General features: G+C 64.7%; 19 protein-coding genes. 11 read left to right on the plus strand and 8 right to left on the minus strand.

All coding sequences use genetic code 11. From position 1 onward, the window contains the following. Nucleotides 1-157: 157 nt before the first annotated feature. The 6 genes from AC07VI_RS23680 to AC07VI_RS23705 form a co-directional block, all read right to left on the minus strand. A complete protein-coding gene (locus tag AC07VI_RS23680) occupies nt 158-3,217 on the minus strand; it encodes an efflux RND transporter permease subunit (RefSeq protein WP_492993037.1) in 3,060 nt (1,019 codons plus the stop codon). A gap of 14 nt (nt 3,218-3,231) precedes the next feature. Beyond that, the gene (locus tag AC07VI_RS23685; protein WP_086146090.1) at nt 3,232-4,380 is read right to left on the minus strand and encodes an efflux RND transporter periplasmic adaptor subunit; all 1,149 of its coding nucleotides are present in this window, start codon (nt 4,378-4,380) and stop codon (nt 3,232-3,234) included. A 104-nt stretch (nt 4,381-4,484) separates the two neighbouring features. Continuing rightward, nucleotides 4,485-5,990, minus strand: coding sequence for an efflux transporter outer membrane subunit (locus AC07VI_RS23690; RefSeq protein ID WP_492993035.1), 1,506 nt, complete (start codon nt 5,988-5,990; stop codon nt 4,485-4,487). A gap of 171 nt (nt 5,991-6,161) precedes the next feature. Beyond that, nucleotides 6,162-9,383, minus strand: a complete 3,222-nt coding sequence (locus AC07VI_RS23695) for an efflux RND transporter permease subunit (protein WP_086146092.1) — start codon at nt 9,381-9,383, stop codon at nt 6,162-6,164. Nucleotides 9,384-9,386: 3 nt separating this feature from the next. Further along, on the minus strand, nt 9,387-10,565 hold the full coding sequence (locus AC07VI_RS23700; RefSeq protein ID WP_086146093.1) for an efflux RND transporter periplasmic adaptor subunit: 1,179 nt from the start codon (nt 10,563-10,565) through the stop codon (nt 9,387-9,389). Between the two features lie 238 nt (nt 10,566-10,803). Continuing rightward, the gene (locus AC07VI_RS23705) at nt 10,804-11,229 is read right to left on the minus strand and encodes a divergent PAP2 family protein (RefSeq protein ID WP_086146094.1); all 426 of its coding nucleotides are present in this window, start codon (nt 11,227-11,229) and stop codon (nt 10,804-10,806) included. Nucleotides 11,230-11,460: 231 nt separating this feature from the next. Between AC07VI_RS23705 and AC07VI_RS23710 the strand changes: the two genes are divergently transcribed. From AC07VI_RS23710 to AC07VI_RS23760, 11 genes are all read left to right on the plus strand, one after another. Further along, nucleotides 11,461-12,543, plus strand: coding sequence for a DUF475 domain-containing protein (locus AC07VI_RS23710; RefSeq protein WP_086146095.1), 1,083 nt, complete (start codon nt 11,461-11,463; stop codon nt 12,541-12,543). Nucleotides 12,544-12,644: 101 nt separating this feature from the next. Further along, complete coding sequence (locus AC07VI_RS23715) at nt 12,645-13,220, plus strand: TerD family protein (protein WP_086146096.1); 576 nt, start codon at nt 12,645-12,647, stop codon at nt 13,218-13,220. A gap of 132 nt (nt 13,221-13,352) precedes the next feature. After that, the gene (locus AC07VI_RS23720; RefSeq protein WP_086146097.1) at nt 13,353-14,069 is read left to right on the plus strand and encodes a TIGR00266 family protein; all 717 of its coding nucleotides are present in this window, start codon (nt 13,353-13,355) and stop codon (nt 14,067-14,069) included. Nucleotides 14,070-14,299: 230 nt separating this feature from the next. Further along, the gene (locus tag AC07VI_RS23725; RefSeq protein ID WP_492993031.1) at nt 14,300-15,337 is read left to right on the plus strand and encodes an ATP-grasp domain-containing protein; all 1,038 of its coding nucleotides are present in this window, start codon (nt 14,300-14,302) and stop codon (nt 15,335-15,337) included. Further along, nucleotides 15,334-16,491 carry a phosphoribosyltransferase domain-containing protein gene (locus AC07VI_RS23730; protein ID WP_086146099.1) on the plus strand — a complete coding sequence of 386 codons (1,158 nt, stop codon included), beginning with the start codon at nt 15,334-15,336 and terminating at the stop codon, nt 16,489-16,491. The genes AC07VI_RS23725 and AC07VI_RS23730 overlap by 4 nt, the downstream gene beginning before the upstream one ends. Next, complete coding sequence (locus AC07VI_RS23735; RefSeq protein ID WP_099375194.1) at nt 16,469-17,221, plus strand: HAD family hydrolase; 753 nt, start codon at nt 16,469-16,471, stop codon at nt 17,219-17,221. Before AC07VI_RS23730 ends, AC07VI_RS23735 begins: the two co-directional genes overlap by 23 nt. Next, on the plus strand, nt 17,218-18,324 hold the full coding sequence (locus AC07VI_RS23740) for a cysteine protease StiP family protein (protein ID WP_086146101.1): 1,107 nt from the start codon (nt 17,218-17,220) through the stop codon (nt 18,322-18,324). The genes AC07VI_RS23735 and AC07VI_RS23740 overlap by 4 nt, the downstream gene beginning before the upstream one ends. Beyond that, nucleotides 18,317-19,309: an HpcH/HpaI aldolase/citrate lyase family protein gene (locus AC07VI_RS23745; RefSeq protein ID WP_086146102.1), complete on the plus strand. Its 993-nt coding sequence runs from the start codon at nt 18,317-18,319 to the stop codon at nt 19,307-19,309. Before AC07VI_RS23740 ends, AC07VI_RS23745 begins: the two co-directional genes overlap by 8 nt. After that, entirely contained in the window at nt 19,306-20,550 is a 1,245-nt protein-coding gene (locus AC07VI_RS23750) for a TerD family protein (RefSeq protein WP_086146103.1), read from the plus strand. The genes AC07VI_RS23745 and AC07VI_RS23750 overlap by 4 nt, the downstream gene beginning before the upstream one ends. Nucleotides 20,551-20,678: 128 nt before the next feature. Beyond that, a complete protein-coding gene (locus tag AC07VI_RS23755) occupies nt 20,679-21,053 on the plus strand; it encodes a DUF8785 domain-containing protein (RefSeq protein WP_086146132.1) in 375 nt (124 codons plus the stop codon). A 260-nt stretch (nt 21,054-21,313) separates the two neighbouring features. After that, nucleotides 21,314-22,267 carry a hypothetical protein gene (locus AC07VI_RS23760; protein WP_492993027.1) on the plus strand — a complete coding sequence of 318 codons (954 nt, stop codon included), beginning with the start codon at nt 21,314-21,316 and terminating at the stop codon, nt 22,265-22,267. Between the two features lie 179 nt (nt 22,268-22,446). Here the strand turns inward: AC07VI_RS23760 and AC07VI_RS23765 are convergent, their stop codons facing one another. Together AC07VI_RS23765 and AC07VI_RS23770 are read right to left on the minus strand one after the other, a co-directional pair. After that, on the minus strand, nt 22,447-24,879 hold the full coding sequence (locus AC07VI_RS23765; RefSeq protein ID WP_492993025.1) for a coiled-coil domain-containing protein: 2,433 nt from the start codon (nt 24,877-24,879) through the stop codon (nt 22,447-22,449). Between the two features lie 185 nt (nt 24,880-25,064). Continuing rightward, a complete protein-coding gene (locus AC07VI_RS23770; RefSeq protein WP_086146133.1) occupies nt 25,065-26,078 on the minus strand; it encodes a serine/threonine protein kinase in 1,014 nt (337 codons plus the stop codon). Nucleotides 26,079-26,131 lie beyond the last annotated feature (53 nt).

A 26,131-nucleotide genomic window follows, 5' to 3' on the forward strand; every position in this document is an offset into this window, starting at 1 on the left:
GCCGTACCCGGCTGCATTCAGCCGCGCCCGCGCCGCCCCGGCGGCGGGCCGGACAGCCGGCGCCACACACCGGCGGCAGAATACAGAGGAATACATGCAAGGAGCCTTCCGACGAAGGCTCTTTGCGCAGCGCGACAGTTCTTCCTGCCACAGCGCGTCAATGGGCCGGCGCCGCCTTCGCCGCGGCCCGGGCGCCCAGCGCCTGGTGGTCGGCGGCCAGGAACAGATACATGGCCGGCACCACGAACAGGGTAAACAGGGTGCCGATGGACAGGCCCGTGAAAATCACCAGCCCCATCGCGTGGCGCCCGGCCGCGCCCGCGCCCGAGGCGATCACCAGCGGCAGCACGCCAAACACCATGGCCGCCGTCGTCATCAGGATGGGACGCAGGCGCACGGCGGCGGCCTCTTCCACGGCCTCGCGCTTGCTCTTGCCCGTCTTTTGCAGCTGGTTGGCCACTTGCACGATCAGGATGCCATGCTTGCTGATCAGGCCCATCAGGGTCACCAGGCCCACCTCCGTGTAGATGTTGATCGAGGCAAAGCCGAGGAAGATGAACATGGTGGCGCCAAACAGGGCCAGCGGCACGGAAACGAGGATCACGACGGGGTCGCGGAAGCTCTCGAACTGCGCCGCCAGCGCCAGAAAGACGATCACCACGGCAAACAGCATGGTGACGATGAAGCCGCCCGATTCCTGCACGAACTGGCGCGACTGGCCCGCATAGTCGGCCGTGTAGCCGCTGGGCGCCAGCTGGGCCAGCGTCTCGCGCATGAAGGCCAGCACCTCGCCCTGCGAGGCGCCGGACACGCCGGAAAGCGTCACGGAATTGAGTTGCTGGAAGCGGTTGATCGACTCGGGCACGACGTCGTACTGGATATGCGCGACGGTACTGGCCGGTATCATCGCGCCGTCAGGCGTCTTGATATGAAAGTCCAGCACGGCCGACGGATTCAGGCGGTCCACCTGCAGCACCTGCGGGATCACCTTGTAGGAACGCCCGGCGATGGAAAAATAATTGACGTAGTTGCCGCCCAGGGCCGCGCCCAGCGCCTGCCCCACATCCTGCTGCGTCATGCCCAGCGCGGCCACGCTGTCGCGGTCGATCACGACGGTGGCTTGCGGTTTATCAATCTTCAAGTCCGTGTCGATGAAATAAAACTTGCCCGACGCGCGCGCCTTCTCTAGCACCTGCTGCGCGATGGCGTCGAGGTTTTCAAACGGTTCCGTGGTGGCGATGACGAATTGCACGGGCAAGCCCGAGGAGCCGGGCAAGGCGGGAAACTGGAAGGCGGCCACGCGGGCGCCGGCGATCCGGTTCCAGCCCGCCTGCAAGTCCTGCTGCACCTCTTGGGCGCTGCGCGCGCGCTCGCCCCACGGCGTCATCAGCATGCCGCCAAAACCCGAGTTGACCGTCGGCACGCCCGTAATTTGAAACATCTGGCTGTATTCAGGCATGGCCTTGGCCACCTGGTAGATTTGCTCGGCATACACCTGCATCTGGTCCGAGGTGGCCGTCGGGTCGCCCACCACCTGCGACAGCACGACGCCCTGGTCTTCCTCGGGCGCCAGCTCGGACTGCGACATCCTGAACATCAGGCCCAGCACCACCATCAATAGCGCCGCCATGACGATGAGCACCACCCAGGTATCGAGCAGTGCGCGCAGCAGGCGCCGGTAGCTGTCGTGCACCTTGCCGAAGACGCGGTCGATGGCTTGCACGAAGCGGCCGCTGTCCTGTTCCGGGCGGAAAAAGCGTGAACACATCATGGGCGACAGGGTCAGGGCCACGATGCCCGACACGGCCACGGCCCCGGCCAGGGTGAAGGCGAATTCCGTGAACAGCGCCCCCGTCAGGCCGCTCTGGAAGCCGATGGGCACGTACACGGCGACGAGCACCACCGTCATCGCCAGGATGGGGCTGCCCAGCTCGCGCGCCGCCAGCAGGCTCGCTTCCAGCGGCGACTGGCCCTGCTTCATGTGGCGGTCCACGTTTTCCACCACGATGATGGCATCGTCGACCACCAGGCCGATGGCCAGCACGATGGCAAGCAGGGTCAGCAGATTGATGGAATAGCCGAGCGCCAGCATGGCCGTAAACGTGCCGATCAGGGACAGCGGCATGGCGATCACGGGCACGATCACGGCCCGCAGGCTGCCCAGGAACAGATAAATGACAATGGTGACGATCAGCAGCGCCTCGACCAGGGTCTTGATGACCTCCTTGATGGACGTATTGATGAAGAAAGTCGAGTCGTACACGATTTCCCCCGTCAGCCCGGCCGGCAGCTGGGACTGGATATCGGGAAAGCTGGCGCGCACGCGCTCGGCCACGTCGAGGATATTGGCTTCCGGCGCCACCTTGATGCCGATGAAGACGGAGCGCACGCCGCTGAAGGCGACGTTGAAATCATAGTTTTCAGAACCCAGCACGACGGTGGCCAGGTCTTCCAGCCGCACGATGGAGTCGCCGCTGCGCTTGACGACGAGCTTCCTGAATTCCTCGACCGAGTGCAGGTCCGTGCCGGCCGTCAGGGGAACGGTCACCATCTGGCCCTTGCTGGCCCCCAGCGCGGCCAGGTAATTGTTGTTGCCCAGGGCGCTGCTGACCTCGGCCGCCGTCATGCCGAACGCGGCCATCTTGTCCGCGTCCAGCCAGGCGCGCAGGGCGAACAGGCGCGCGCCCAGCAATTCCGCCGTCTGCACGCCGGCGACGGCGTCCAGCTTGGGCTTGACGACGCGGCTCAGGTAATCCGTCACATTATTCGTCGGCAAGGTCTTGCTGTAAAAACCCAGGTACATGGCGTCCGTCGTCTGCCCCATCTGCACCGTCAGCACGGGCGTCTGCGCCTGGGCGGGCAATTGGTTCTTCACGGAACTGACCTGGGTATTGATTTGCGTCAAAGCCCGGTTCGCGTCGTAATTGAGGCGCAAGGTGGCCGTGATGGTCGACACGCCGCTGCTGCTGGACGAGGACAGGTAATCGATGCCCTGCGCCTGGGCGATGGCCGATTCCAGCGGCTGCGTGATGAAGCCGGCCACCGTCTGCGCGTCGGCGCCGTAATACGTGGTGGAGATCGTCACGACGGCGTTCTGCGTCTTCGGATACTGGTTGATGGGCAGGCTGAACAGCGAGCGCAAGCCCAGCACCACCAGCAGCAGGCTCACCACCATGGCCAGCACGGGCCGGCGGATAAAGAGATCGGTGAAGTTCATGGCGGCGCCTCGACTCAATGTTCCTGCGGCGTGGGCTGCGGATTGTTGCGCGGCTCGACGACGTTGCTGATCACCACGGGGCTGCCGTTCTTGAGCTTGATCTGCCCGCTGGTGACGACCTGCTGTCCCTCGGTGAGCCCCGTCAGCACGGCCACCTGGTCGCCCCGCGTCTCGCCCGTCGTCACGAACACCTGCTGCACCACCAGCTCGCCCGCCTTCGGCGGCGGCGCGCCGGCCTTGGGCGGCGGCGCCGGATGCACGACGAAGACGGTGGAACCGTAAGGGTTATAGGTGATGGCCGTCTGCGGCAAGGTCAGGTACGGCTGCTTGCCCCCCACTTCCACATGGACATTGGCAAACATGCCCGGCAGCAACTGCCGCTGCGGATTGGCCACCGTGGCTTCCACCTGCACATTGCGCGTGGCGGGGTCGACCTTGGAACTGATGGCGCTGACCTTGCCCGCAAACGCCGTATTCGCATGTGCATCGCTGGTCAGGTTCAGCACCTGGCCCACCTGCAGGCCGCCCAGCTGCTTTTGCGGAATATAAAAGTCCACGTAGATGGGATCGATGGTTTGCAAGGTGACGATCTTGTCGCCGGGATTCAGATACTGACCCGGATTGACGGTGGTGATGCCGAGTTTGCCCGCGAACGGCGCGCGGATGGTTTTCTTTGCCACCAGCGCCGCCTGCTGGGCCGCCAGTGCCTGCTTGCTTTTCAGGTCGGCCGCGTCGTTGTCGATCTGCGCCTGGCTGATCGCCTGCACGGCAAATTGCTGGCGGTCGCGCGCCAGCACGGACGCGGCCAGTTCGGCGGCCGCCTCCAGGGCGCGCAGCTGCGCCAGGTCGGCGTCGGCGTTCAGCTGCAGCAGCACCTGCCCTGCCCTCACCTCCTGGCCGGACTTGAAGTTGATCGTCCTGACGAGTCCGGCGATTTCGCTCGTCACGTCGACGCCACGCACGGCCACCAGGGTGCCCACGGAGGACAGATGCGGCTGCCAGTCGACCTTGCGGATGATGGTCGCCGACACCGTCTGCGGCGCGGGCTTGGGCGAGCTGGCCATGAGCTGGCGGATGTGCAGGAAAAATCCCAGAGCCAGCAGGGCAATCAACAGCGCCACCGCCCCCAGCATGATGAGCATGCGTTTCGTGCGTTTCGTCATGGATGCGCTCCTTGTCATTGCGTCCCGCTGCCATTGCGCGTGCCGTGTTGCAAGGCCCCGTGTTGCAAGGCCATATTGTTGCAAGGCCATATGTTGCAAGCCCCTCAGTCCCTGCCTGCCGCCACCGGCAAAGTCGTTGCCGTGGAAACGGCCGGCAGCGCGGGGCGGTTCCACCAGCCGCCGCCCAGCGCCTGGAACAGCGCGGCGCTATCGGCATGGCGGGCCGCCTGCGCCTGCACCAGGCCCACCCTGGCCTGCTGGTAGGTGCGCTGGGCGTCCAGCAGGCTCAGGTAGCTGATGGCGCCCAGCTTGAATTGCTGCGTACTCAGCGCCAGCGATTCGCCGGCCAGCGCCTCCACCTCGGCCTGCTGCTGCAAGGCGGCAGCGTCGGTCTCGAGGGCGCGCAGGCTGTCGGCCACATTCTGGAAAGCGCCCAGCACGGTGGCGCGGTAATCGGCGGCCGCGCCCTCGTAGGCGGCGATGGCGGCACGCCGCCCGGCGCGCAGCGCGCCGCCATTGAAAATGGGCTGGGCCAGCCCGGCCGCCACGCCCCACACGGAGGAGCCGCCGTGCAGCAACGCGGGAATGCTGGTGGCCAGCGCGCCGACATTGCCCGTCAGGGTGAACTGGGGGTACATGGCTGCCGTGGCGACGCCGATCTGCGCGCTGGCCTGCTGCAGCAGCGCCTCGCTGGCGCGGATGTCGGGGCGCTGGCGCACCAGGGCCGACGGCAGGGAGACGGGCAAGTCCTGCGGCAAATGCAGCGACGCCAGGTCGAATTCAGGCATACCGGGTTCGCTGGGCAGCCGGCCCGCATACACGGACAGCTGGTGACGGGCCAGGGCCAGGGCTTTTTCCAGCGGCGGCACGCCGGCGCGCGTCTGCGCCACCGTATTGCGCTGCAGCAGTACCGTGGCACGGGCGATGGCGCCAAACTGGAATTGCTGTTCGATCAGGTCCAGCTGCTTCTGCTGCGCCCCGAGTATCTCGCTGGTGGCCTGCAGCTGGGCGCGCAAGGACGCCACGCGGATGGCCGTCGTCACCAGATTGGCCGTCAGGGCCAGGCACGTCGCTTCCAGTTGGTATTGTCTATAGTCAACCAGGGCTTGCAAGCCTTCCAGCTGGCGCTTGTTGCCGCCGAACACATCCAGCGCATACGACACGTTCACCGAGGCGTTATACAAATTGAGGACGCCGCCCACGCCCTCCAGGCTGCTGTTCTTCTCGCGGCTGGCGCCCAGCCGGGCGCGCAGGTCCGGATACAGCAGGCTGCCGGACAGGGCGCGGTAGTTTTCATCGGCCTGGCGCAGGGCCGCCTGGGCCGACGCCAGGCCGGGATTGCGCGCGAGGGCGCCGCGCACCAGCTGGTCCAGCGCCGGCGACTGGAACAGCGACCACCATTGCGCGGGGATATCCTGGCCGGCCACAAAGCGCTGCGCCTGGCCGGCGGGACCAGGCGCCGCCGCCGTTTGCGCCGGCAAGGGCGCCGGCGTGTAGCGCTCGCCACCGCCGGGAGCGGCGGGACGCTGGAAGTCCGGCCCGACGGCGCAAGCGGCCAGCAGGCATGCCGTGAGGATGCCGAGTATGGGCTGCCGGATGCTGGAAAACATGGTGCTGGTCCGATACGTTGCCGTGCCACATCGCCGTTGAAAAATATCCCTATACGGACCGGCGAATCTGCCCATCCGTTCTACGATTGTAGAGCACCAGACGTAAAAAGAGCCTTCCGAAGAAGGCTCTTTGACCTGGCACAAGGATTGCGCAGTTGAGGCCGGCTTGAATTACTTTTGCAGGCTGACGGACGCCGCTTTCGGCGCGCGGCGGCCCATCAGGAACAGCACGGCCTTCTTCAGCATGCGGTAGACGAAGCGCACCAGCAGCAGGGTCAGCACGCACTCGAGCAAGGTCAATATCAGGGCCACGGCCACGGGCATGCGCGCGGCGCGGCGGTGGAACTTGGCCACGGCGCCATCGCGGGCGATCTCGATGCTGTCATAGAAGGTCGGCACGACCAGCAGGGTCAGGATCGTCGAGGTGATGGTGCCGCCGATGATGGCGATCGCCAATGGACGGTAGAACTCGCCACCCTCGCCCAGGCCCAGCGCCACGGGGAACATGCCGGCGATCAGCGCGAACGTCGTCATCAGGATAGGGCGCAGACGCATGCGGCCCGCATACATCAGCGCGTCTTCGCGGCCATGGCCTTCTTCCTCGCGCTTGCGCGCCGCGTCCAGCAGCAGGATGGCGTTCTTGGCGACCAGGCCCATCAGCATGATGATGCCGATAAAGCTCATCAGGTTGAGGGTGTTGTTGGTGATCACCAGCGCCACCACCACGCCGATCAAACTGAGCGGCAGGGACATCATCACGGCCACCGGCGCCGTGAAGGAACCGAACTGCATGACGAGGATCAAATACATGAGGCCAATACCCATCACCAGCGCGATCAGCATTTCCGTGAACAGCTCCTGCTGGTCCTGGCCGGCGCCGCCCAGCGCCAGACCGTAGCCGGGCGGGAAGTCGATGGAGTTGGCCAGTTTCATGGCGTCGCTCGTCACTTCGCCGTTCGAGCGGCCCTGCGCATTGGCCGACACGGTGATCGTGCGCTTGCCATTCTTGTGCTCGATACCGGACGGGCCCTTGCCCATGGTAATGGTGGCGATCTGGTCCAGCGGCACCATTTGCGAGGTGCCCGTCACGCTGATCGGCAGGCGCTCGATGTTTTCCGATGCCACGCGGTCGTCGGGATGCAGGCGCACGGCCACGTCGCGCGTTTCGCCCGTCGGATCGACCCAGTCGCCCACTTCCACGCCGGCAAACGCCACGCGCAGCGATTGCGCCGCGTCATTGACGGAAATGCCCATCGAGTTGGCCAGGCCGCGGTTGAGCTCGATCTGCAGCTCGTTCTTCGGGTCCTGCTCCGACAGGCCCACGTCGACGGCGCCGGGTATGGCGCGCAGCTTGTCCATGTAGGCATTCGTGATTTCCATCAGCTTGCGCGAATCCGGGCCCGTGAATTCCACCTGAATCGGCTTTTGCGAACCGTTGCTCAAATCGTCCTGCACCACATATTCGGCGCCCACCAGGCGCGACATCTTCTCGCGCAGCTCGACGGCGATTTCCTTGGCCGAACGCTTGCGCGTGTTGCGCTTGCCGATGTCGACATACACGCGGCCGCCGCCCGCATTGATGGAACTGTTGGTATCCTTGGTTTCAGGCAAGGACCGCGCCAGCACGGCCGCCGCTTCCAGCTTCAGGCGCGAGTACTCGATGCTGCTCGACGACGGCGTGCGCACATTGATCATCAGATTGCCGGAATCAGATGCCGGCAAGAAACTTGTGCCGCCATGCGTGGAATGCAGGACGATGGCGCCCACCAGGCTGCCGAAGGCGATGACGGCCATCCAGCGGCGGTGATGCAGGGCCCAGGCGATCACGCGGCCGTAGCGGTCGGCCTGGTGGTCGAACCAGTGGTTGAATTTCTCCAGCACGCGGCCGATGCCCTTTTTCGGCGCCGCGTGTTCCTCGACCGGGTCGCCCCAGTAGGCCGACAACATGGGGTCGAGCGTAAACGAGATGCCGAGGCTGACGAGCACCGAGCACGTCACCGTCAGGGCAAACGGACGGAACCACTCGCCCGAGATCCCCGGCATGAAGGCCACGGGAATGAAGACGGCGATGATGGAGAAGGTCGTGGCGGCCACGGCCATGCCGATCTCGGCCGTGCCTTCCAGCGCGGCCGTGCGGCGGTCCTTGCCCATTTGCATGTGGCGCACGATGTTTTCACGCACCACGATGGCGTCATCGATCAGCACGCCGATGGCCAGCGACAGGCCCAGCAGGGTCATGAAGTTCAGGGTAAAGCCGCACAGCCACACGGCGATGAAGGCGGCAATCACGGACGTTGGCAGGCTCAGCGCCGTGATCAGGGTCGAACGCCACGAGTTCAGGAAGGCGTAGACGACGAAAATCGTCAGCACGGCGCCCAGCACCAGCGATTCGATCACGTTGTTCAGGCTATGCTGGGCGTTTTCGCCGCCGTCGCGCGTCACTTGCAGGATCGTGCCTTGCGGCAAGGTCTTGTTGATTTCCGCCACCATGTCGCGGATCTTGTTGGCCACGCTGACGGTGGACGCGTCGCGCACGCGGGTAATCGACATGCCCACGTTGGGCTTGCCGCTGCGCATGCTCAGGCTGTTGACCTCGGCAAAGCCATCCTCGATGGTCGCCACTTGCGCCAGGCGCACGATTTCCTCGCCGCGGCGCTTGATCACTACTTTCTCGAAGTCGCTTGGCGACTCGATGCGGCCCACGAGGCGGATGCTTTTCTCGTCCAGGGTGCCGCGCACCTTGCCGACAGGGGCGTTGGTGTTCTGGTTGCGCAGCGCGGTGACGACATCGCTGACGGAAACATTGTATTCACGCAATTTTTCCGCGCGCAACAGCACGGACAGTTCGCGCTTGAGCGAGCCACCCACGTTGACCAGCGCCACGCCGTCGACGGTGCGGAAGCGGTCCGACAGCACGTCTTCGGCCAGGCGGGAAATTTCCGCATGGCTTTGCGAGTTCGACGACAGGGCCAGCTGCATGATCGGTTCGGCAGCCGGGTCGATGCGCTGCAGGATGGGTTCACGCATTTCCGTCGGCAACTTGTAGCGCACGGCGGCAATGGCATTGCGGATATTGTCGGACGCTTCGATCAGATTGGTATTGAAGGTGAACTTCAGGAAGATGCTGGCCGCACCTTCGTTCGAATCGCTGTTGACTTCGGTCACGCCGGAAATGCTTTGCAGCGACTTTTCCAGGCGGTTGACCACTTCGCGCTCGACCGTATCGGGCGAGGCGCCAGGGTAAGGAATGCTGACGACGATGAACGGCACTTCGACGTCCGGGTTCTGGTTGACGCGCAGTTTCTTGAGCGCCAGCAAGCCGACGCACATCATCGCCAGGATCAGGACGATGGTGGCCGTAGGCCGCTTGATACTGAAATCGGAAAGGAACATGGCTTAGTTTCCTTTACCGGCAACGGCGGTGCTGCTGCTGGCCATGGCGGCCGCCGGCAGGGCCTTGGCCGCCGTCAGTTCCACTTTCTGGCCATCCTTGAAGGTCGAACCGGGCGTGCGCAGCACGGTGTCGCCGCTGGCCAGGCCGCTTTGTACTTCCCACTGGCCCGTGCGCACGTCGCGCGCGCCGATGCGCAAATTGGTTTTATGCAAGGCCTTGTCCTTGACTTTCCACGTGTACGTGACGTCGCCCGCCTTCACGAGGGCCGAGTCGGGTATCATCAGGGCGCTGACGGTTTCCGTCTCGATGCGCCCTTCCGCGTACAGGCCGGCCACGCGCGGCTGCTGCTTGTCGTTGAAATCGACGAGCACGGCCACCTGGCGCGTGACGGCGTTGGCGGCCGGATCGACGCGGCGCACCTTGCCCGCGAAATCCTGTCCCGGATAACCATTGATGCGGAACAACACGGGCTGGCCCACCTTGACGACGCCGATCTTGTCGGCCGACACCAGGCCTTCCAGGCGCATGCTGGTCGGATCGATGACCTTGATCAATTCCTTGCCGATTTGCGCCGTATCGCCATTCGATACCTTGCGCTCGCTCACGATGCCGTCGAACGGCGCGCGCACGAGCGTGCGCTGCAGCTGCTGGCGCGCCAGCACGGCGCGGCTCTTCGCGGCGGACAGATCGCTTTGCGCATTGTTGCGGCGGATTTCCGCGTCTTCCAGCGCCTGCGTCGACGTCATGCCCGAGGCGCGCAGGGTTTTCATGCGCTGGAACATGCGTTCGGACTGCTCCAGCACCTGGCCCGCGGCGCGGCTGGCTTCCTCGGCCGAATTGAGGCTGTCGCGGATGGCCGTTTCGTCCAGGCGCACCAGCACGTCGCCCCGCTTGACGACTTCGCCATTTTCCTTCATGACCTGGATCACGACGGCCGACACTTCGGCGCGCAAGTCCGCGTTGCGCTCGGGCTGCACCGAACCGGTAATCACGGGACCGGACGCCAGCGCATTGCTCTGTATGGTCAGCATGTCTTCCGGGGACACGAGCAGATTGACGGCGGCGGCGGCCTTCTCGTCCTTGCCCCCTTTGCCAGCGCCCTTGCCAGGATCTTTGGACTCTTTGCCGCAGGCGGCCAGGGCAGAAGCGATTGCCAGAACAAACAGGGTTTTGCGCAACATGGGTAATTCTCCGGATAGATAGGACCGCTATCGGTCCGTCCGCCCGGATAGGGCGGCAATCGATAGCGGGCATTTATTTTTATTAAAACCACAAGCGCCAAAGTATCCATGAGCGTGTCCGGCCATGTCAATCGGCCGTTTCCTGTAATGCTTTAATCAATGGATGAAACGTAGTTTTTGCGCCCTGAAACGCAAAACCCCGCCTTCAGGCGGGGTTTGCACGGGAGGAAACGAGTGCTTAGCGGGCGAAGACGTAATTGACGAGGAAACCGATCGCCACGCCCGTGCACAGGCCGCCGGCGATTTCCACCAGGGTATGGCCCATGCGCTCGCGCAAGGTCTTGTGCGCGGCGCTGGCCGCTTCCCCGGCCAGGCGGTTGATGGCCGCCGCCTGCTTGCCCACGTGCTGGCGCAGGCTGTTGGCGTCGATGATGACGATGAAGGCCAGGGTCACGGCCACGCCGAAGGCGGGATGGCCTATGCCTTCGCGCAGGGCGATCAGGGTGGCCATGCTGGAAACGACGGCGCTATGGTTGCTGGGAAAGCCGCCGTTGCCGACCAGGCCGAAGGCCCACTGCCGGGTGCGGGCGCTGTTGATCAGGAATTTGATCGGTCCGACCAGGATCCAGGTGATCAGGGGCGTGACGAGGTAAGCGATATCCACGGGGTATTCCTTCTTTTATAGGTAGAGAGTGTGTCTGGAGAGACAGGCGCGCCGCAATTATCGCAGATCGCCCGCGCCAGCAAAACTGTCCATCCGCGTCCTGCAAAACGCCGCCCCCGGCGGCAACTAATATAAAATCATGGCATATACAACAATTGACGTATATCAACACCAGCAGTGGCGCACCGCGCGGCGCTGCGCATCAAACGTCTTTCACACAACGGGGTATTCATGCGGCATTTCAGAATTTCTTTCTTAGTTAGCTTCCTTCTCATGGCGGTGTCCGGCTGGTGGGGTTACAGCCACGGCGGCATGCCCGGCCTGATCAACGCGCTGTGGATCACGGGCGTGCTGGGCGTCATGGAAGTGTCGCTGTCGTTCGACAATGCCGTGGTCAACGCCTCGGTCTTGCGCCACTGGAATGAATTCTGGCAAAAACTGTTCCTCACGGTCGGTATTCTTGTGGCCGTCTTCGGCATGCGGCTGCTGTTTCCGCTGGTCATCGTTTCCGTCGCCACGGGCCTGGGCCTGGTGGACGTGTGGACCATGGCCACCACCACGCCCGACGTGTATGCGAAACACCTGACGGACAACCACGCGCAGGTGGCGGCCTTCGGCGGCGCCTTTTTGCTGCTGGTGTTCCTGAACTTCCTATTCGACGACGAGAAGGAATTGCACTGGCTGGGCTGGGCCGAGGAAAAAGTCAACGCGCTGGGCACCGAAAGCCTGGCCGTGCTGATCACCATGGGCGCCGTGGCCGCCTGCGTGGCCATGGGTCCTGCGGAAGCCAAATACAGCGTGCTGGCCTCGGGCATCGTCGGCATCGCCGTCTACATCGGCGTGAACTGGATCAGCGGCTTGCTGGAAGAAGGCGAGCCGGACTTGCAGGATGACGAGGAGGAAGGCGCCGCGCCAGCCAAAAACGGCAATGGCGAGCTGGTAAAAACGGTGGCGCGCGGCAGCATCGGCGGCTTCCTGTACCTGGAAGTGCTGGACGCCTCGTTCAGCTTTGACGGCGTGATCGGGGCGTTTGCCATCACCAACGACGTGGTCATCATCATGCTGGGCCTGGCCATCGGCGCCATGTTCGTGCGCTCGATGACGGTGTACCTGGTGCACAAGGGCACGCTGGACGAATTCGTCTACCTCGAGCACGGCGCCCATTATGCGATCGGCATCCTGGCCTTGATCATGCTGGCGTCCGTCAAGTACCATATTCCGGAGTGGTTCACGGGCCTGTCGGGCGTGGCCTTCATCCTGGTCTCGCTGTGGTCGTCCTTGCGTTATCGCAAACGGCACGCGGCACAAGCTTGAAATCGGGGCGATCGTCCCCAATTGAGAGAGTGATGGCACGAGCGCCTTACGCGCTCATCCCATGAAGGCATGATCGAGTTTAATTTTTTAAGGAGCACCACATGGCAATCAGTTTGCAAAAAGGCGGCAACGTCAACCTGAGCAAGGAAGCACCGAACCTGAAGAAGATCATCGTCGGCCTCGGCTGGGATCCTCGTTCGACGGACGGCGCCACCTTCGACCTTGACGGTAGCGCGTTCCTCCTGAAAAGCGACGGCAAAGTCCGCGGCGACTCTGACTTCATCTTCTACAACAACCTGAAGTCGACCGACGGCTCCGTCGTGCACACGGGCGACAACACGACCGGCGAAGGCGAAGGCGACGATGAGCGCATCGAAATCGACCTGACCCGCGTGCCAAACGACATCGACCGCATCAGCATCACCGTCACCATCCATGACGCCGACGCGCGCCGCCAGAACTTCGGCATGGTCTCGAAAGCCTTCATCCGCTGCCTGAACGCGGAAGGCGAAAAAGAAATCGCCCGCTACGACCTGTCCGAAGACAGCTCGACGGAAACGGCGATGATCTTTGGCGAAATCTACCGCTACAACGGCGAATGGAAGTTCAAGGCTATCGGCCAGGGCTTCAACGGCGGCCTGGGCCCTCTGGCCCGCTCGTTCGGCGTGAACGCCTAAAATTCACGCTCGTTAAACCTGCTGCGCCGCGCATCGAGCGTGCGCGCGACGGTTTTCCGAGGTGAATTGCACTTTTGTCATATCATTGCTGCCGCCTGCACAGTTCAGGCGGCTTTTTTTTGGAGATTAATCATGCCAGTATTTAGTGTCACGGGCGACGTCGATCCCTTCCTCCACGTCAGCATGAAGCAGGGCGAAACCATCTATTGCGAATCCGATGCGATGGTGATGATGGAAACGGCGCTCGATTTGAAGGGCAAGATGACGGGCGGCCTGGGCAGCGCCATCATGCGCCGCTTCGCCAACGGCGAATCGTTCTTCCAGCAGCATATCGAAGCGGTGCGCGGCGGCGGCGACTGCCTGCTCTCGCCCACCCTGCCGGGCGCCATCGAAGTGGTCGACGTGGGCGCGCGCCAGTACCTGCTCAATGACGGCGCCTTTGTCGCCGCCACCTCGGGCACGGAAATGAAAGTGCGCACGCAAAGCATCGGCAACGCGCTGTTCGCGCAGTCGGGCGGCTTCTTCGTCATGGAGACGGCCGGCACTGGGCAAGTGGTGGTGTCGGGCTTCGGCTCCATGTTCCAGCTCGACGTCGAGCCGGGCAAGGACGTCGTGATCGACAATTCCCACGTGGTCTGCTGGGACAACAGCCTGAAATACGAGATTTCCGTGACCACGGGCGGCGGTGCCAGCGGCGGCGGCATCGGCGGCTTCCTCGGCAATATCGTCAACAGCGTGACCAGCGGCGAAGGCATCGTGCTGCGCTTTTCCGGCTCGGGCAAGGTCTTCATCTGCTCGCGCAACCGCGACGCCTTCCTCAAATGGACAGCCAGCGGCAAAGCCGGCTAGGGGCACCTGACCAAACCTACTGCGCGTCGGCATAGGCGGCCTGCGATGCTCACCGTACCAGAGTACGGTTCCGCTTCTCGGCCACCTCTCCCTTCCGCTCGCGACGGTTTTGTCAGGCGCTGTTAGTTTGTTGTTCGAAAAACTTCTAAGGCCAGGTTAAGTCTGGTCGCTTAGACTCCCCGCGCGCGCACCTGCGCGCAGCTTCCCCTATTTCCACCCGGTCCCCGTACATGCAAAGAGTCTGGTTCAACAAAACATTTTCCTCGGTCGGCACGGCCATGCGCCTGATCCGCGAAGCCGATATGGCCGCGACCAATGGCGCGCCGCGCTATCACATCGTGTGCAGCAATACGAATGCGCATGCGGCCGCCTTTTTGTCGGCCCACGAATATGTGGTCGAACCGTCTGGACTGACGGGCCACAATTATGTCGAGTGGTGCCTGGAGTTTTGCCGCGACCGGGGCATCACGATTTTCTGGCCCGGCAAGGAAGCGGGACTGATCGGCAGCGCCAGCGCGCGCTTCGCCGCCCTCGGCACGCGCGTGCTCAGTGTGGCCAGCGAAGAGACTTTGACCCTGATGCACGACAAGGCGCGCTTCTGCGACGGCCTCGACCTGCCGATGGCGCGCCCGGCCGACTACCGCGCCGTGACCAGCATCGCGGAATACGACGCCGCCTACGCCGAACTGCGCCCGCTGCATCGCAAGCTGTGCATCAAACCGTCCGAATCCGTGTATGCCCTGGGCTTTGCCATTCTCGATGAAGAGCGCACCAGCGCCCAGCTGCTGCTGGCCGGCGCCGCCTACCAGATCAATGCGCAAGAGCTGCGCAACGGCCTGGCGCAGATGGCATCGTTCAAGACCCTGCTGCTGATGGAATACCTCGACGGCCACGAATACAGCGCCGACTGCGTCGCCGACCAGGGCACGCTCATTTGCGCCGTGCCGCGCAAGAAGCTGCATGGGGGCGGCAGCGGCCAGCTGATCGAGCTGCGCGCCGACCTGCTGGCCGCCTGCGACAAACTGGCGCGCGACTACCGCCTGAACGGCGTCTTCAACATCCAGTTCCGCGAAGGCGCCAACGGCCTGGCTTTGCTGGAGATCAATCCGCGCATGTCGGGCGGCATCGGCATGGCGTGCGCGGCCGGCCCCAACCTGCCCTACCTGGCGCTGGCCGGCTTCGACCAGGGTTTCGACAAGCTCACCGTGCCCGCCATCCGCGCTGGCATGCGCGTGGGCGAAGCCGCCTACGCCGTGGAGCTGCCATGAACCTCGTCAAGCAGCAGATGCCCACGGGCGAACTGACCCTGAAGGTGGACGAGGCGCGCTTTCCGCTGGACTGGCTGATCGGCTTTGCCGCGCGCGCCAACGCCAAGCGGGGCTTTTTGTTCCTGTCAAAAGTGCTGGGCAAGCACTGGCCCGTCACGCCGCGCGCCATGCAAGCCATCCACGACGACCTGGCCGCGCAGATTCCCCCCAGCCTGCCCGGCCCCGTCGTCTTCATCGCCATGGCGGAAACGGCCGTCGGCCTGGGCCAGGGCGTGTTCGAGGCGTGGCTGCGCGCCAACCCGAACGGCAAGGCCTTATTTTTGCACAGCTCGCGCTACCGCGTGGGCACGGTGCCCTTCTTCGAATTCGAGGAGTCGCACAGCCACGCGCCGCGCCAGTTTTTGCATTTGTCGGACGCGGCCAGCGCCCTGTTTTCCACGGCGCGCAGCCTGGTGCTGATCGACGATGAAGCGTCGACCGGCAATACCTTCGCCAATCTGGTGCAAGTGTGCCGCGCGCGCTATGCGCAGCTGGAAAAGCTGCACCTGGGCGTGATCACCAATTTCATGGGCCAGGCCGCCAACGCGGGCTTGAGTGAGCGTTTCGGCCTGCCCACGACCATCGGCGCGGCGCTGTCCGGCCATTACGCCTTCCAGGCCGGCGAGGCGCCCGCGCCCGTGGCAGCCAGCGCGCAGCGCTTCGAGGCCAACGAAGAACGGGGCGCCAGCCCCGCCTTTGGGCGCATCGGCGTGGGCCGCGCCCTGGCGCCGCCGCAAGGCCTGGCCGTGCAGCTGGCGCAGGAAATCGGCGCCGGCGACTCCGTGCTGGTGCTGGGCACGGGCGAATTCATGCACCCGTCCTTCCTGCTGGCGCGCGAACTGGAAAGCCTGGGCAAGAACGTGGTGGTGCAATCGACCACGCGCTCGCCCATCCTGTCGTGGGGCTCCGTCGGGCATATCGTCCACTGCGACGACAATTACGGCGAAGGCATCGCCAATTACCTGTACAACGTGGCGCCGGGCCAGTACCAGCACGTGTTCATCTGCCATGAAACCCCGGCCAGCCCGGCCCTCATGCAACTCGCCGGCCAGTTGAACGGCCGCCTGTTCCACTTTCAGTCAGAGACCAAAATTGAAGAAATTCCTGTTTGTTGACCTGGACGACACACTGTTCCAGACGCCGAAAAAATGCCCGGGCGAGACCGGCCTGCAGCCGGCCGCCTACCTGAAAAATGGCGACGCCTGCTCGTTTACGACGGCGCGCCAGCGCGCCTTCTTTGAGTTTGCGCAAAGCGGCATGACATTGATACCCGCCACGGCCAGGAATGGCGACGCCTTCCGCCGCGTCGACCTGCCGTTTACCAGCTACAGCGTGCTCGATTACGGCGGCATCGTGCTGCAGCCGGGCGGCGCGCTCGACGCGGGCTGGCTGGCGCTGATGCAGAACGACATGCAGACGGCGCTGCCCGGCCTGCGGGACGCCATGCGCATCATCGACGATTTCCAGGCCAGGACGGGCATGCCCTCGCGCGCGCGCCTGATCGAGGATTACAACACGCCGTTCTACATCGTCGTCAAGGACCATGAAGCGCGCGGCGAGCGCCTGGCCGACATCGAAGAGCAGGTGCTGCAGCAGTGGATCGCGACCGAAGGGTCCGACTACTTCATCCACCGCAACGGCAACAACCTGGCCGTGCTGCCGAAGACCCTGAACAAGGCGCGCGCCGTCGCTTACCTGCGCGCCGAGCTGGAAGCCGAGCATGGCCCCATCGTCAGCTTCGGCATGGGCGACAGCCGCTCGGACGCCCGCTTCATGGCCGCCTGCGACTACGCCATCATCCCCAACGGCACCCAGCTGGCGGCCCTCACGGTGGCGGCGCTATGACCGACAGCACGCAGCATTTCAGCGGCAGCTACCGCCAGGAAGACGTGGAGTTCCTCCTCACGCCGATGGCGCTCGAGCCCATCCTCGACCTGGCCGAGAAAGAGCGCCTGATCCAGTCCGGCCAGCGCCACTACAGCGAGATGCTGTCGCCGGAGTCCCTGCCCTCGCCCGCCTACCTGGCCCTGTTCCAGAGCGCATTCGCCGCCAACCGCCTGCAGATGGCGCGCGACTGCCTGCGCCTGGCAGCCCTGATCGCGGCGCGCCGCACGGGGCCCATCACGCTGGTGTCGCTGGCGCGCGCCGGCACGCCCGTGGGCGTCATCCTGGGGCACTTGCTGCGCCAGGTCTTCCAGCGCGAGTGCAGCCATTATTCCGTCTCCATCATCCGCGACCGCGGCATCGACGCGAACGCCCTGCACCATATCCTGGCGCAGGGCCACAGTGACGCGTCCCTCGTCTTCGTCGACGGCTGGACGGGCAAGGGCGTGATTTCGCGCGAGCTGCGCCAGACGGTCCACGATTTCAACGCCGCCAATGGCACGGCCATCGACGGCGGCCTGTTCGTGCTGTCCGACCTGGCCGGCACGGCCGCCTGCGCCGCCTCGTCGGGCGACTACCTGATCCCGTCGAGCATCCTGAACGCCACCGTTTCGGGCCTGGTCAGCCGCTCCGTGCTCAATGAAGCCATTGGTCCGAACGACTTCCACGGCTGCGTGTATTACGCGCAGTTCGAGCAGCACGACCAGTCGCGCGCTTTCGCCGACGGCCTGGTGGCCGACGCCATGGCCATTGCCGCCAGCAGCGGCATCCCGCTGGCCGAGGCGAGCGACGCGCCCGCCATGGCGGCCCGCTCGCAAGCCTACATGGCCGCCGCGCAGCAGCAATACGGCATCAGCGACATCAACCTGATCAAACCGGGCATCGGCGAAGCGACGCGGGTGCTGCTGCGCCGCGTGCCCGAGCGCCTGATCGTGCGCGACACGAATGCGCCGGACGTGGCACATTTGCTGCTTCTGGCGCAGGAAAAAGCCATACCCGTCACCGTAGAACCGGCGCTGCCTTACCAGGCGGTCGCCCTTATCAGGAGCGCAGTCGATGGATAACAACTCCCTACACCCGCAAAGTGAGCACAAGGCGGCGCTGGGCGCCTCCATGTATGTGCCGACCACGCACAAGGACTTGCTGGCGATCGCCAATGGCGACAAATTCAGCCATTTGCGCTCGGTCATCCTTTGCACCGAAGACGCCATCGCCGAGCGCGACCTCAGCTACGCGCTGTTCAACCTGTCGCTGGCGCTGCAAAACATGGCCGACGAATCCGATACCTTGCGCTTCGTGCGCGTGCGTAACCTCGAGGTGCTGGCGCGCGTGCTGGCCATGCCCGGCGCCGACAAATTGAGCGGCTTCGTGCTGCCCAAGTCCACGCGCCACAACTTCGCCGCCTACTTCGACCTCGTGCGCCACACGCATCATCTGCTGATGCCGACCTTGGAAACGGCGGAAGTGTTCGACGACGAGGAAATGAAGCAGTTCCGCCTCATCCTGTCCGCGCCGGAAGTGCGGCGCCGCATCCTGGCCCTGCGCATCGGCGGCAACGATTTATTAGCCCTGCTGGGCTTGCGCCGCCCCACCAGCGGCACCATCTACCAGACGCCGCTGGGCCAGGTCATCGGCCGCCTGGTGACGATTTTCAAGCCGCACGGCTTCCAGCTGACGGCGCCCGTCTTCGAGCACCTGTCGCAGGGCAGCTGGCTCGACGCCGAAGTGGCGCAGGACATGGCGCACGGCATGATCGCCAAGACGGCCATCCACCCGGACCAGGTGCCGCAGATCGAGCGCCACTACCAGGTGGCGCAGTCGGATATCGAACTGGCGCTGCGCATCATCGACCCGGACAGCCCGGCCGTGTTCCGCATGCAGGAATCGATGTGCGAAGTGGCCACGCACAGCAGCTGGGCGCAGCGCATCATCGAGCAGGCGCGCCTGTTCGGCATCCGCCACGCCGACGGCGCGGCGGCATCGCCCCCCCATTTGCATCACTCCTTGAATACTCAACTCTCCAGCGACGAAGGGACTGCACGACCATGACCAATTTCACACGCGGACAAAAAGGCAAACTGGCTGACCTGGGCTTGAACGGCCCGTTCGCCGTCACGCTCGATATCGCTTCCGGTTCGATGGAAGTGGATGTCAGCTGCTTCGGCGTCGATGCAGCCGGCAAGCTGTCGGACGACCGCTACATGGTGTTCTACAACCAGAAAAGCGCGCCGGACAACGCCGTCACCGTGGAACTGAACGGTTCCCGCTCCGTGTTCCAGGTGGACCTTGCCCGCCTGCCCGCCTCGATCGACAAGCTGGTGTTTACGGCGGCGACGGAACAGGGCGGCATGCGCGCGCTGGGCAACTCCAGCATGGCGCTGGGCCAGGCGGCCACGTTTGCCTTCACGGGCACGGACTTCCAGGACGAGAAAGCCGTCATCATCGGTGAACTGTATCGCCGCGACGGCAGCTGGCGCTTCGGCGCCGTGGGCCAGGGTTTTGCGGGCGGCCTGGCGGCGCTGCTGAAGCACTTCGGCGGCAGCGAAGCGGCCCAATCGGCCCCGGCTCCTGCACCGGTTCCCGTCCCCACACCGGCGGCACCGCCGGCGGCAAATAAAATCTCGCTGTCGAAAATCCGCCTGGAAAAGCGCGGCGACAAGATTTCGCTCGACAAGCGCGACAGCGGCGGCTATGGCCGCATCCGCGTCAACCTGAACTGGAACCAGAACGCGTCGCAAGGGCAGGCGCCCGCGTCCAAGCTCGACACGGGCTTCCTGGGCAAGCTGTTCAACAAGCCGGCCGGCCGCGCGGGCGGCATCGACCTCGATATCGGCTGCCTGTTCGAGATGAGCAATGGCGCCAAGAGCGCCGTGCAGGCGCTGGGCAACAGCTGGGGCGCGTATGACAGGCCACCGTACATCCACCTGGAAGGCGACGACCGCACGGGCAGCGTCAGCAGCGGCGAAAACATCTTCATCAACGGCAGCCATTTCGACCAGATCAAGCGCGTGCTCGTCTACGCCTTCATCTACGAAGGCGTGCCGAACTGGGCTGCCACGGATGGCGTGGTGACGATCGAGATTCCCGGCCAGCCCACGGTGGAAGTACGCCTCGACACAGACAGCCAGCACGCCATGTGCGCCATCGCCATGCTGGAAAACCACGGCGGCAACCTGCAGGTGACAAAATTGGTGGAATACTTCGGCGGCCAAGGTAAAATCACGGCGCACCAGGCCATGGACGAGCGCTACAGCTTTGGCCTGAACTGGAAAGCCGGCCGCAAAGACTGAGGGAACGCTTAAAAAAGTCCATGGCGGCGTTGCATTGCCGTGCCGTACTAGTCGTACTGTCTTCGGCAATGCGCCTTGCCCTGAACATTTTTAAGCATCCCCATTTTTTTTACCTAGACAACCCTACCATGACCCCTACGAGCAAAAAAGTCACCTTCGCCTTCGCCATCTTCCTCGTGGCCGGCTTCCTGCTGCTGGCCGCCTATACGTGGATGGCCCTCAGCTTCTCGTACTCGGAAGGCGAACGGGCGGGCTACCTGCAAAAGTTTTCCAAGCGGGGCTGGATTTGCAAGACGTGGGAAGGGGAATTGCTGCTGACGGCGCTGCCCGGCACCATCCCGGAAAAATTCCAGTTCAGCGTGCGCGACGAGGAAGTGGCAAAACAGCTGACGGCCGCAGCCGGCAAGCGCATCCTCGTCACCTACAGCCAGCACAAGGGCGTGCCCACGCAATGCTTCGGCGAGACGGAATACTTTGCCGACAAAGTGGTCTTGAGCCAGTAAGCCGCGCATTCCAGCACTGCCGCGCCGGCCGGCCATTCCAGGCCGGCGCCCTCTTCCCCGCCTTTCCCTCGTCTTTGCGGCAATGAATTTCTAGCAAGAAATTTGTTACGTGCCTCACACATTCTCACTTTCTTATACACTACAGCAATTAGTTCTGACTGAGACATTTTACTAATGTAGTAAATGTGCGTGACCTTTGCGCTATCGCATGACGCCCAGCCAGCCGACCAATAGCGTGTATCACCACTACCGGAAACACCATGCGCATCCGCCTCTCCGGCCTGCTCCTGCTGGCCAGCTCGCTTCCCCTGTCGCTGCAGGCGCAGGATATCTCCGGCATGGCCGGCGCCCTGAAAGTCAGTTCAACCAAGGAGCGCACCTTCGTCGCCGCCGTCAGCTACACGCAGCCGGTAGGCGACTACAACGCCATGAGCCTGTCCTACATCAATGAGGGCCACCCGCAAGACCATCACCGCGACGGCATGGCGGGCCAGTTCTGGCTGCGCACGAAAAAGGTGGAGCAAGGGCTGATGCTGGGCGCCGGCGCGGGCCGCTATTTCTTCTTCGATACGGCCAGGACCGACGACAGCCTGCACAACTTCGACAACGACCACGGCTGGGGCTCCATCGTCAGCCTGCAGGCGCGCTGGCAATTCGACAACCGCTGGTATGCGCAGGCGCAGATCAACCGCATCAAGCCCGATGGCAAGGACAACACCACGCATCTGCTGATCGGCGCGGGCTACCGCTATGACGGCGTGCCCGGCGCCAAGCTGCACCTGCAGAACTGGGCGCACGACGACACCTTGACCGTCTCGACGGGCCACACCATCGTCAACAGCCTGCGCTCGGAGTCCTCGCGCCCGTTCACCCTGGAATACCGGCGCGCGGCGGGAAAATACGTGGACTGGACCGTCACCGCCCTCGATGAAGGCGACACGGACCTGGCGCACCGGCGCGGCGTGGCCGCGCAGCTGTGGCTGATCCGCTCGCTCAATGCAAAGGTGGAATTCGGCATGGGCGGCGGCCCCTACCTGGCGTGGGATGCGCGCGACACCCAGGGCCACAGCACGCGCCTGACGGGATTGCTGTCAGCCGTTGCCCGCTACCACGTCGACCGCCGCTGGGTGGCGCAAGTGGCGTGGAACCGGGTGGTGACGGACTACCACCGCGATGCGGATGTGATTTTGGTGGGGGTGGGAAGAAAATTCTGATGAAAAAAACTAAAAAAACTCGCTCTTCCGCCAAAGTAACGATGCCGAACAAAACCGTAGCGAGCGGCAGTGATTTTCGGCTGAGAAGCGCAACCGTACTTTAGTGCGGGGGGCGCCGAGCCGGTGAGCATCGCCAGCCGCAAAGCGCGCCGCGCAGTAGGTTTGGTTCGGTATCCTGCCTAGCGCGAACGCCAGACTGCACCGGCCGACTCGTTAGGCTGCGTCAGGCGCTCGATCACTTCGCGCGTCAGACTGGCCGAGCTTACCTGTTCAGCCTTGGCGCGGGCGGCGGCCAGCGAGCTGGAAAACGCGCTTTGCTGCTGGTCCAGGCTGGCGCGCAGGGCGGCCAGTTCGCGCTCCTGCTGTTGCGCACGAGCAATATCCAGTTCCAGCAATTGCTGCTTGGCGGCGGCCATGGCGCGCGTCGTGTCGGCCGCCTTGCGCTGCAGGGCCGCATGGGCCTGGGCGCTGGCCAGCAAGGCTTGCTGCGCGTCAAGTTTCTCGCTGGCGGCCTGCCGGGCGGCCAGTTCCAGCTGCTCGCGCTGGCGCATGGCCTCCAGCGCTTCCTGTTCCATGCCGGCGCGCGCTTCGGCGGCCTGCGTCGCCTGCTTTTCCGCTTCCAGGCGGCCGGCGATGGCTTTCGACGCCCGCTCTTCGGCGGCCGTCGTCTGGCGCTGCTGCACCAGTTTTTGCGCGATCAGCGCCAGCGATTCGCGTTCGGCGGCAACGAAGTCGCGTTCGGACGCCAGCAGCGCATCGGCTTCCCGGGCTTTGTCCTCTTCCACGCGGGCGCGCTCGCTATGCACCTGGCCCAGTTCCACGGCCAGGCGCGCCTGCGCCTGCACGGCTTGCGCGGCGGCCGCCTTTTGTTCGCCTTCGACCAGCGCCTGGTCCATCAGGATGCGGATGGCGTCCGCCTCCTTTTCCGACGCGACACGCAAGGCCTGCTCGGCCGCGTGCTGGCCGCGCAGCAGTTCCGCTTGCGCCGCTTCGGCGGCGATGCGTTCCTGCGCCGCGTTGAAGGCCAGCGCTTCCGCGTCCAGTTTCTCGTTCAAGGCGACGATGGCGGCTTGTTCGGCGGCCAGGCGCTCCTGCTCCTGTGCCTGCAGTCGCGCGGCCTGCGCCGCCTTTTCCTCGGCCAGCGCTAAGGACTGCGCCTGCGCGGCCAGGTGCGCGCCGCTGCTGGCGATTTCCTGTTCCTCGGCCGCGTTCTGGCGCGCAGCCAGTTCCGCCGCCTGGCGCGCCAGTTCGGCGCGTTCCTGCGCCAGGCTGGCGGCGCGCTGCTGTTCTTCCAGTGCGCGGGCCGCCGCCACGGCGGCCGCCTGCTCGGCAGCTTCCAACGCCTTGGTCTGTTCCAGCGCGGCCGTTTCCGCTTCCAGCTTGGCGTGGCCGGCGATTTCCGCATCCTGTTCGGCGGCGACGCGGGCCAGCGCCACGGCGCGCAGCTGGCGGTCCACCTCGATGCGCGCCTCGGTGGCAGCCAGGATGCGCATGTCGGCGTCGCGGCGCGCCTGGGCGCTGGCGGCGGCGACCATTTCCAGGCGCTCGCGGTGGACGGCCGCGTCACGCAGTTCCTTTTCCGTCTGCAGGCGCAGGTGCAGCGATTGCGCCGCATGGCGCTCGGACTCCGCCTGCGCCAGCGCGATGGCTTCGCGTTCCTGCTCCAGGTGGGCCAGCGCGCGCGCCTCTTCCAGCGCGCGCACTTCGGCGGCGGCGCGATTAAATGCCGATTCCAGCGCGATCTGGTCGGCGCGCTCGCGCTGCACCGTCAGTTCCAGCGCCTCGCTTTCCGCTTCGGCCAGCATCTGCGCCGTCTGGCGCGCGCCGTGGGCGTGGCGCTCGCGTTCGCGCGCCAGCACGGCGACACGGGCGTCGGCCGAGGCGATGCCCACCATTTCTTCCTTGGCCGCCTGCACGGCGGCGACGCGCTCGACGGCCTGCAGGCGCGCCTGCTCCGTCTGCACCTGCAATTCCTCGGCGGCGCGGGCCGCCTGCTCGGCCAGTTCCGACTGCACCGCCACCTGTTCGCTGGCGCGCAGGCGGCTTTCCTGCTCGGCGCGGGCGCGCTGTTCGGCAGCCAGGCGGATTTCATTGTCCGATTCCACGCGGGCGCGCAGTTCGGCCGTCTCCTGCTTGACCGCTTCCAGGCGGGCCACGCTCGCCTGCGCGGCGGCGCGCATGGTTTCCAGGCGCTCGCGGTTGGCGGCGATGGCCTCCTCGGCCGCCTGCGCGTTTTGCTGCGCGGCGGCGGCCGCCGCCGCATCGATGGCGGCGCGGTCCTCGGCCAGCGAGCGCACGCGCGCCTCGGCCAATGCCCGGCTTTCGGCGGCGCAGGTGGCTTTCGCTTCCGCTTCCACGCGGGCGATCGCCTCGTGGATGGCCTTCAATTCCATTTTCTGGCGTTCGGCGGCCGGCGCCTTGATGTCGGCTTCCTGCTCCGGCTCGGCGGCAGCCTGCGGCTGGGCGGCGGCGACAGGCGCAGGCGCCTCGGCCTTGCTCTCCAGGTCCTTGAAATCATGCAGCGAAACGATGCTGTCCTGGTCGAACTCGTCGTCGGCGGAATACGCGACGGTGAGGGAAACGGCCTGGCGCTGATTTTGCTGTGCTTGCATGATTTCTCGCTTATTCGGGTGAATTCCGTTGCTTATGGGAATTTATTACCACCATTATCGAACAGGCATGCACAAATCAGCGCGGCAAGAAGAGCCAGTTTTACCGCCCTTTTCATCATTTCACCAATCAAACCTACTGCGCGTCGCGCTGCCGCTCGCTACGGTTTGATTGGCAAAATATGCATTCAGATGGGCCACAAAGGCGCCTCGTCCATCAGCGCCACCTGCTCGCGCAATTCCAGGATGCGGTCCTGCCAATAGCGCTGCGTGTTAAACCAGGGGAAGGCAACGGGAAAGGCGGGGTCGTCCCAGCGGCGCGCCAGCCAGGCCGAATAATGGATCAGGCGCAGGGTGCGCAGCGCTTCGACCAGGTACAGCTGGCGCGGGTCGAAATCGCAAAAGTCTTCGTAGCCGGCCAGGATGTCGCTCATCTGGCGCACCTGGTCGCCGCGCTCGCCCGACAGCATCATCCACAGGTCCTGGATGGCCGGACCCATGCGGCTGTCGTCGAAATCGACGAAATGGGGGCCGGCGTCCGTCCACAGCACGTTGCCGCCATGGCAGTCGCCGTGCGTGCGCAACACGGCCACGTCGCCCGCCCGGTCGTAGCAGCGTTTGACGCCGTCGAGCGCCTGCTGCGCCACGCTGGAATACGCGGCCAGCAGTTCGGGCGGCAAGAAGTTGCCTTCCAGCAAGAATTCGCGCGGTTCCACGCCAAACGTCTGGTGATCGAGCGCCGGGCGTTCCTTGTAGGCGGACAGCGCGCCGACGGCGTGGATGCGGCCGATGAAGCGCCCTATCCATTCCAGCGTCGCCGGGTCGTCCAGCTCGGGCGCGCGGCCGCCGTGGCGGGGAAAGACGGCAAAGCGGAAGCCCTGGTACTGGTGCAGGGTGCTGCCGTTGATGGCCAGCGCGGGCACCACCTGGATTTCGCGCTCGACCAGTTCGGACACGAAGGCGTGTTCTTCCAGGATGGCCGTATCGCTCCAGCGCGCGGGACGGTAAAACTTGGCCACCAGGGGCGCGCTATCCTCGATGCCCACCTGGTAGACGCGGTTTTCATAGCTGTTGAGCGCCAGCAGGCGGCCATCGCCGCGCAAGCCCACGCTGTCGAGGGCGTCGAGCACGCAGTCGGGGCTCAGTGCGGAAAAGGGATGGACGGGCCGGTCGTCCTCGTGCGGCTGGTTTTCATTGTGCATAAGCGACATTGTAAGGCGCGCGCGTGCCGCCGGTGCAAACACTTCGGTGATGA

This window comes from Janthinobacterium sp. GW821-FHT03A03 (assembly GCF_059421435.1).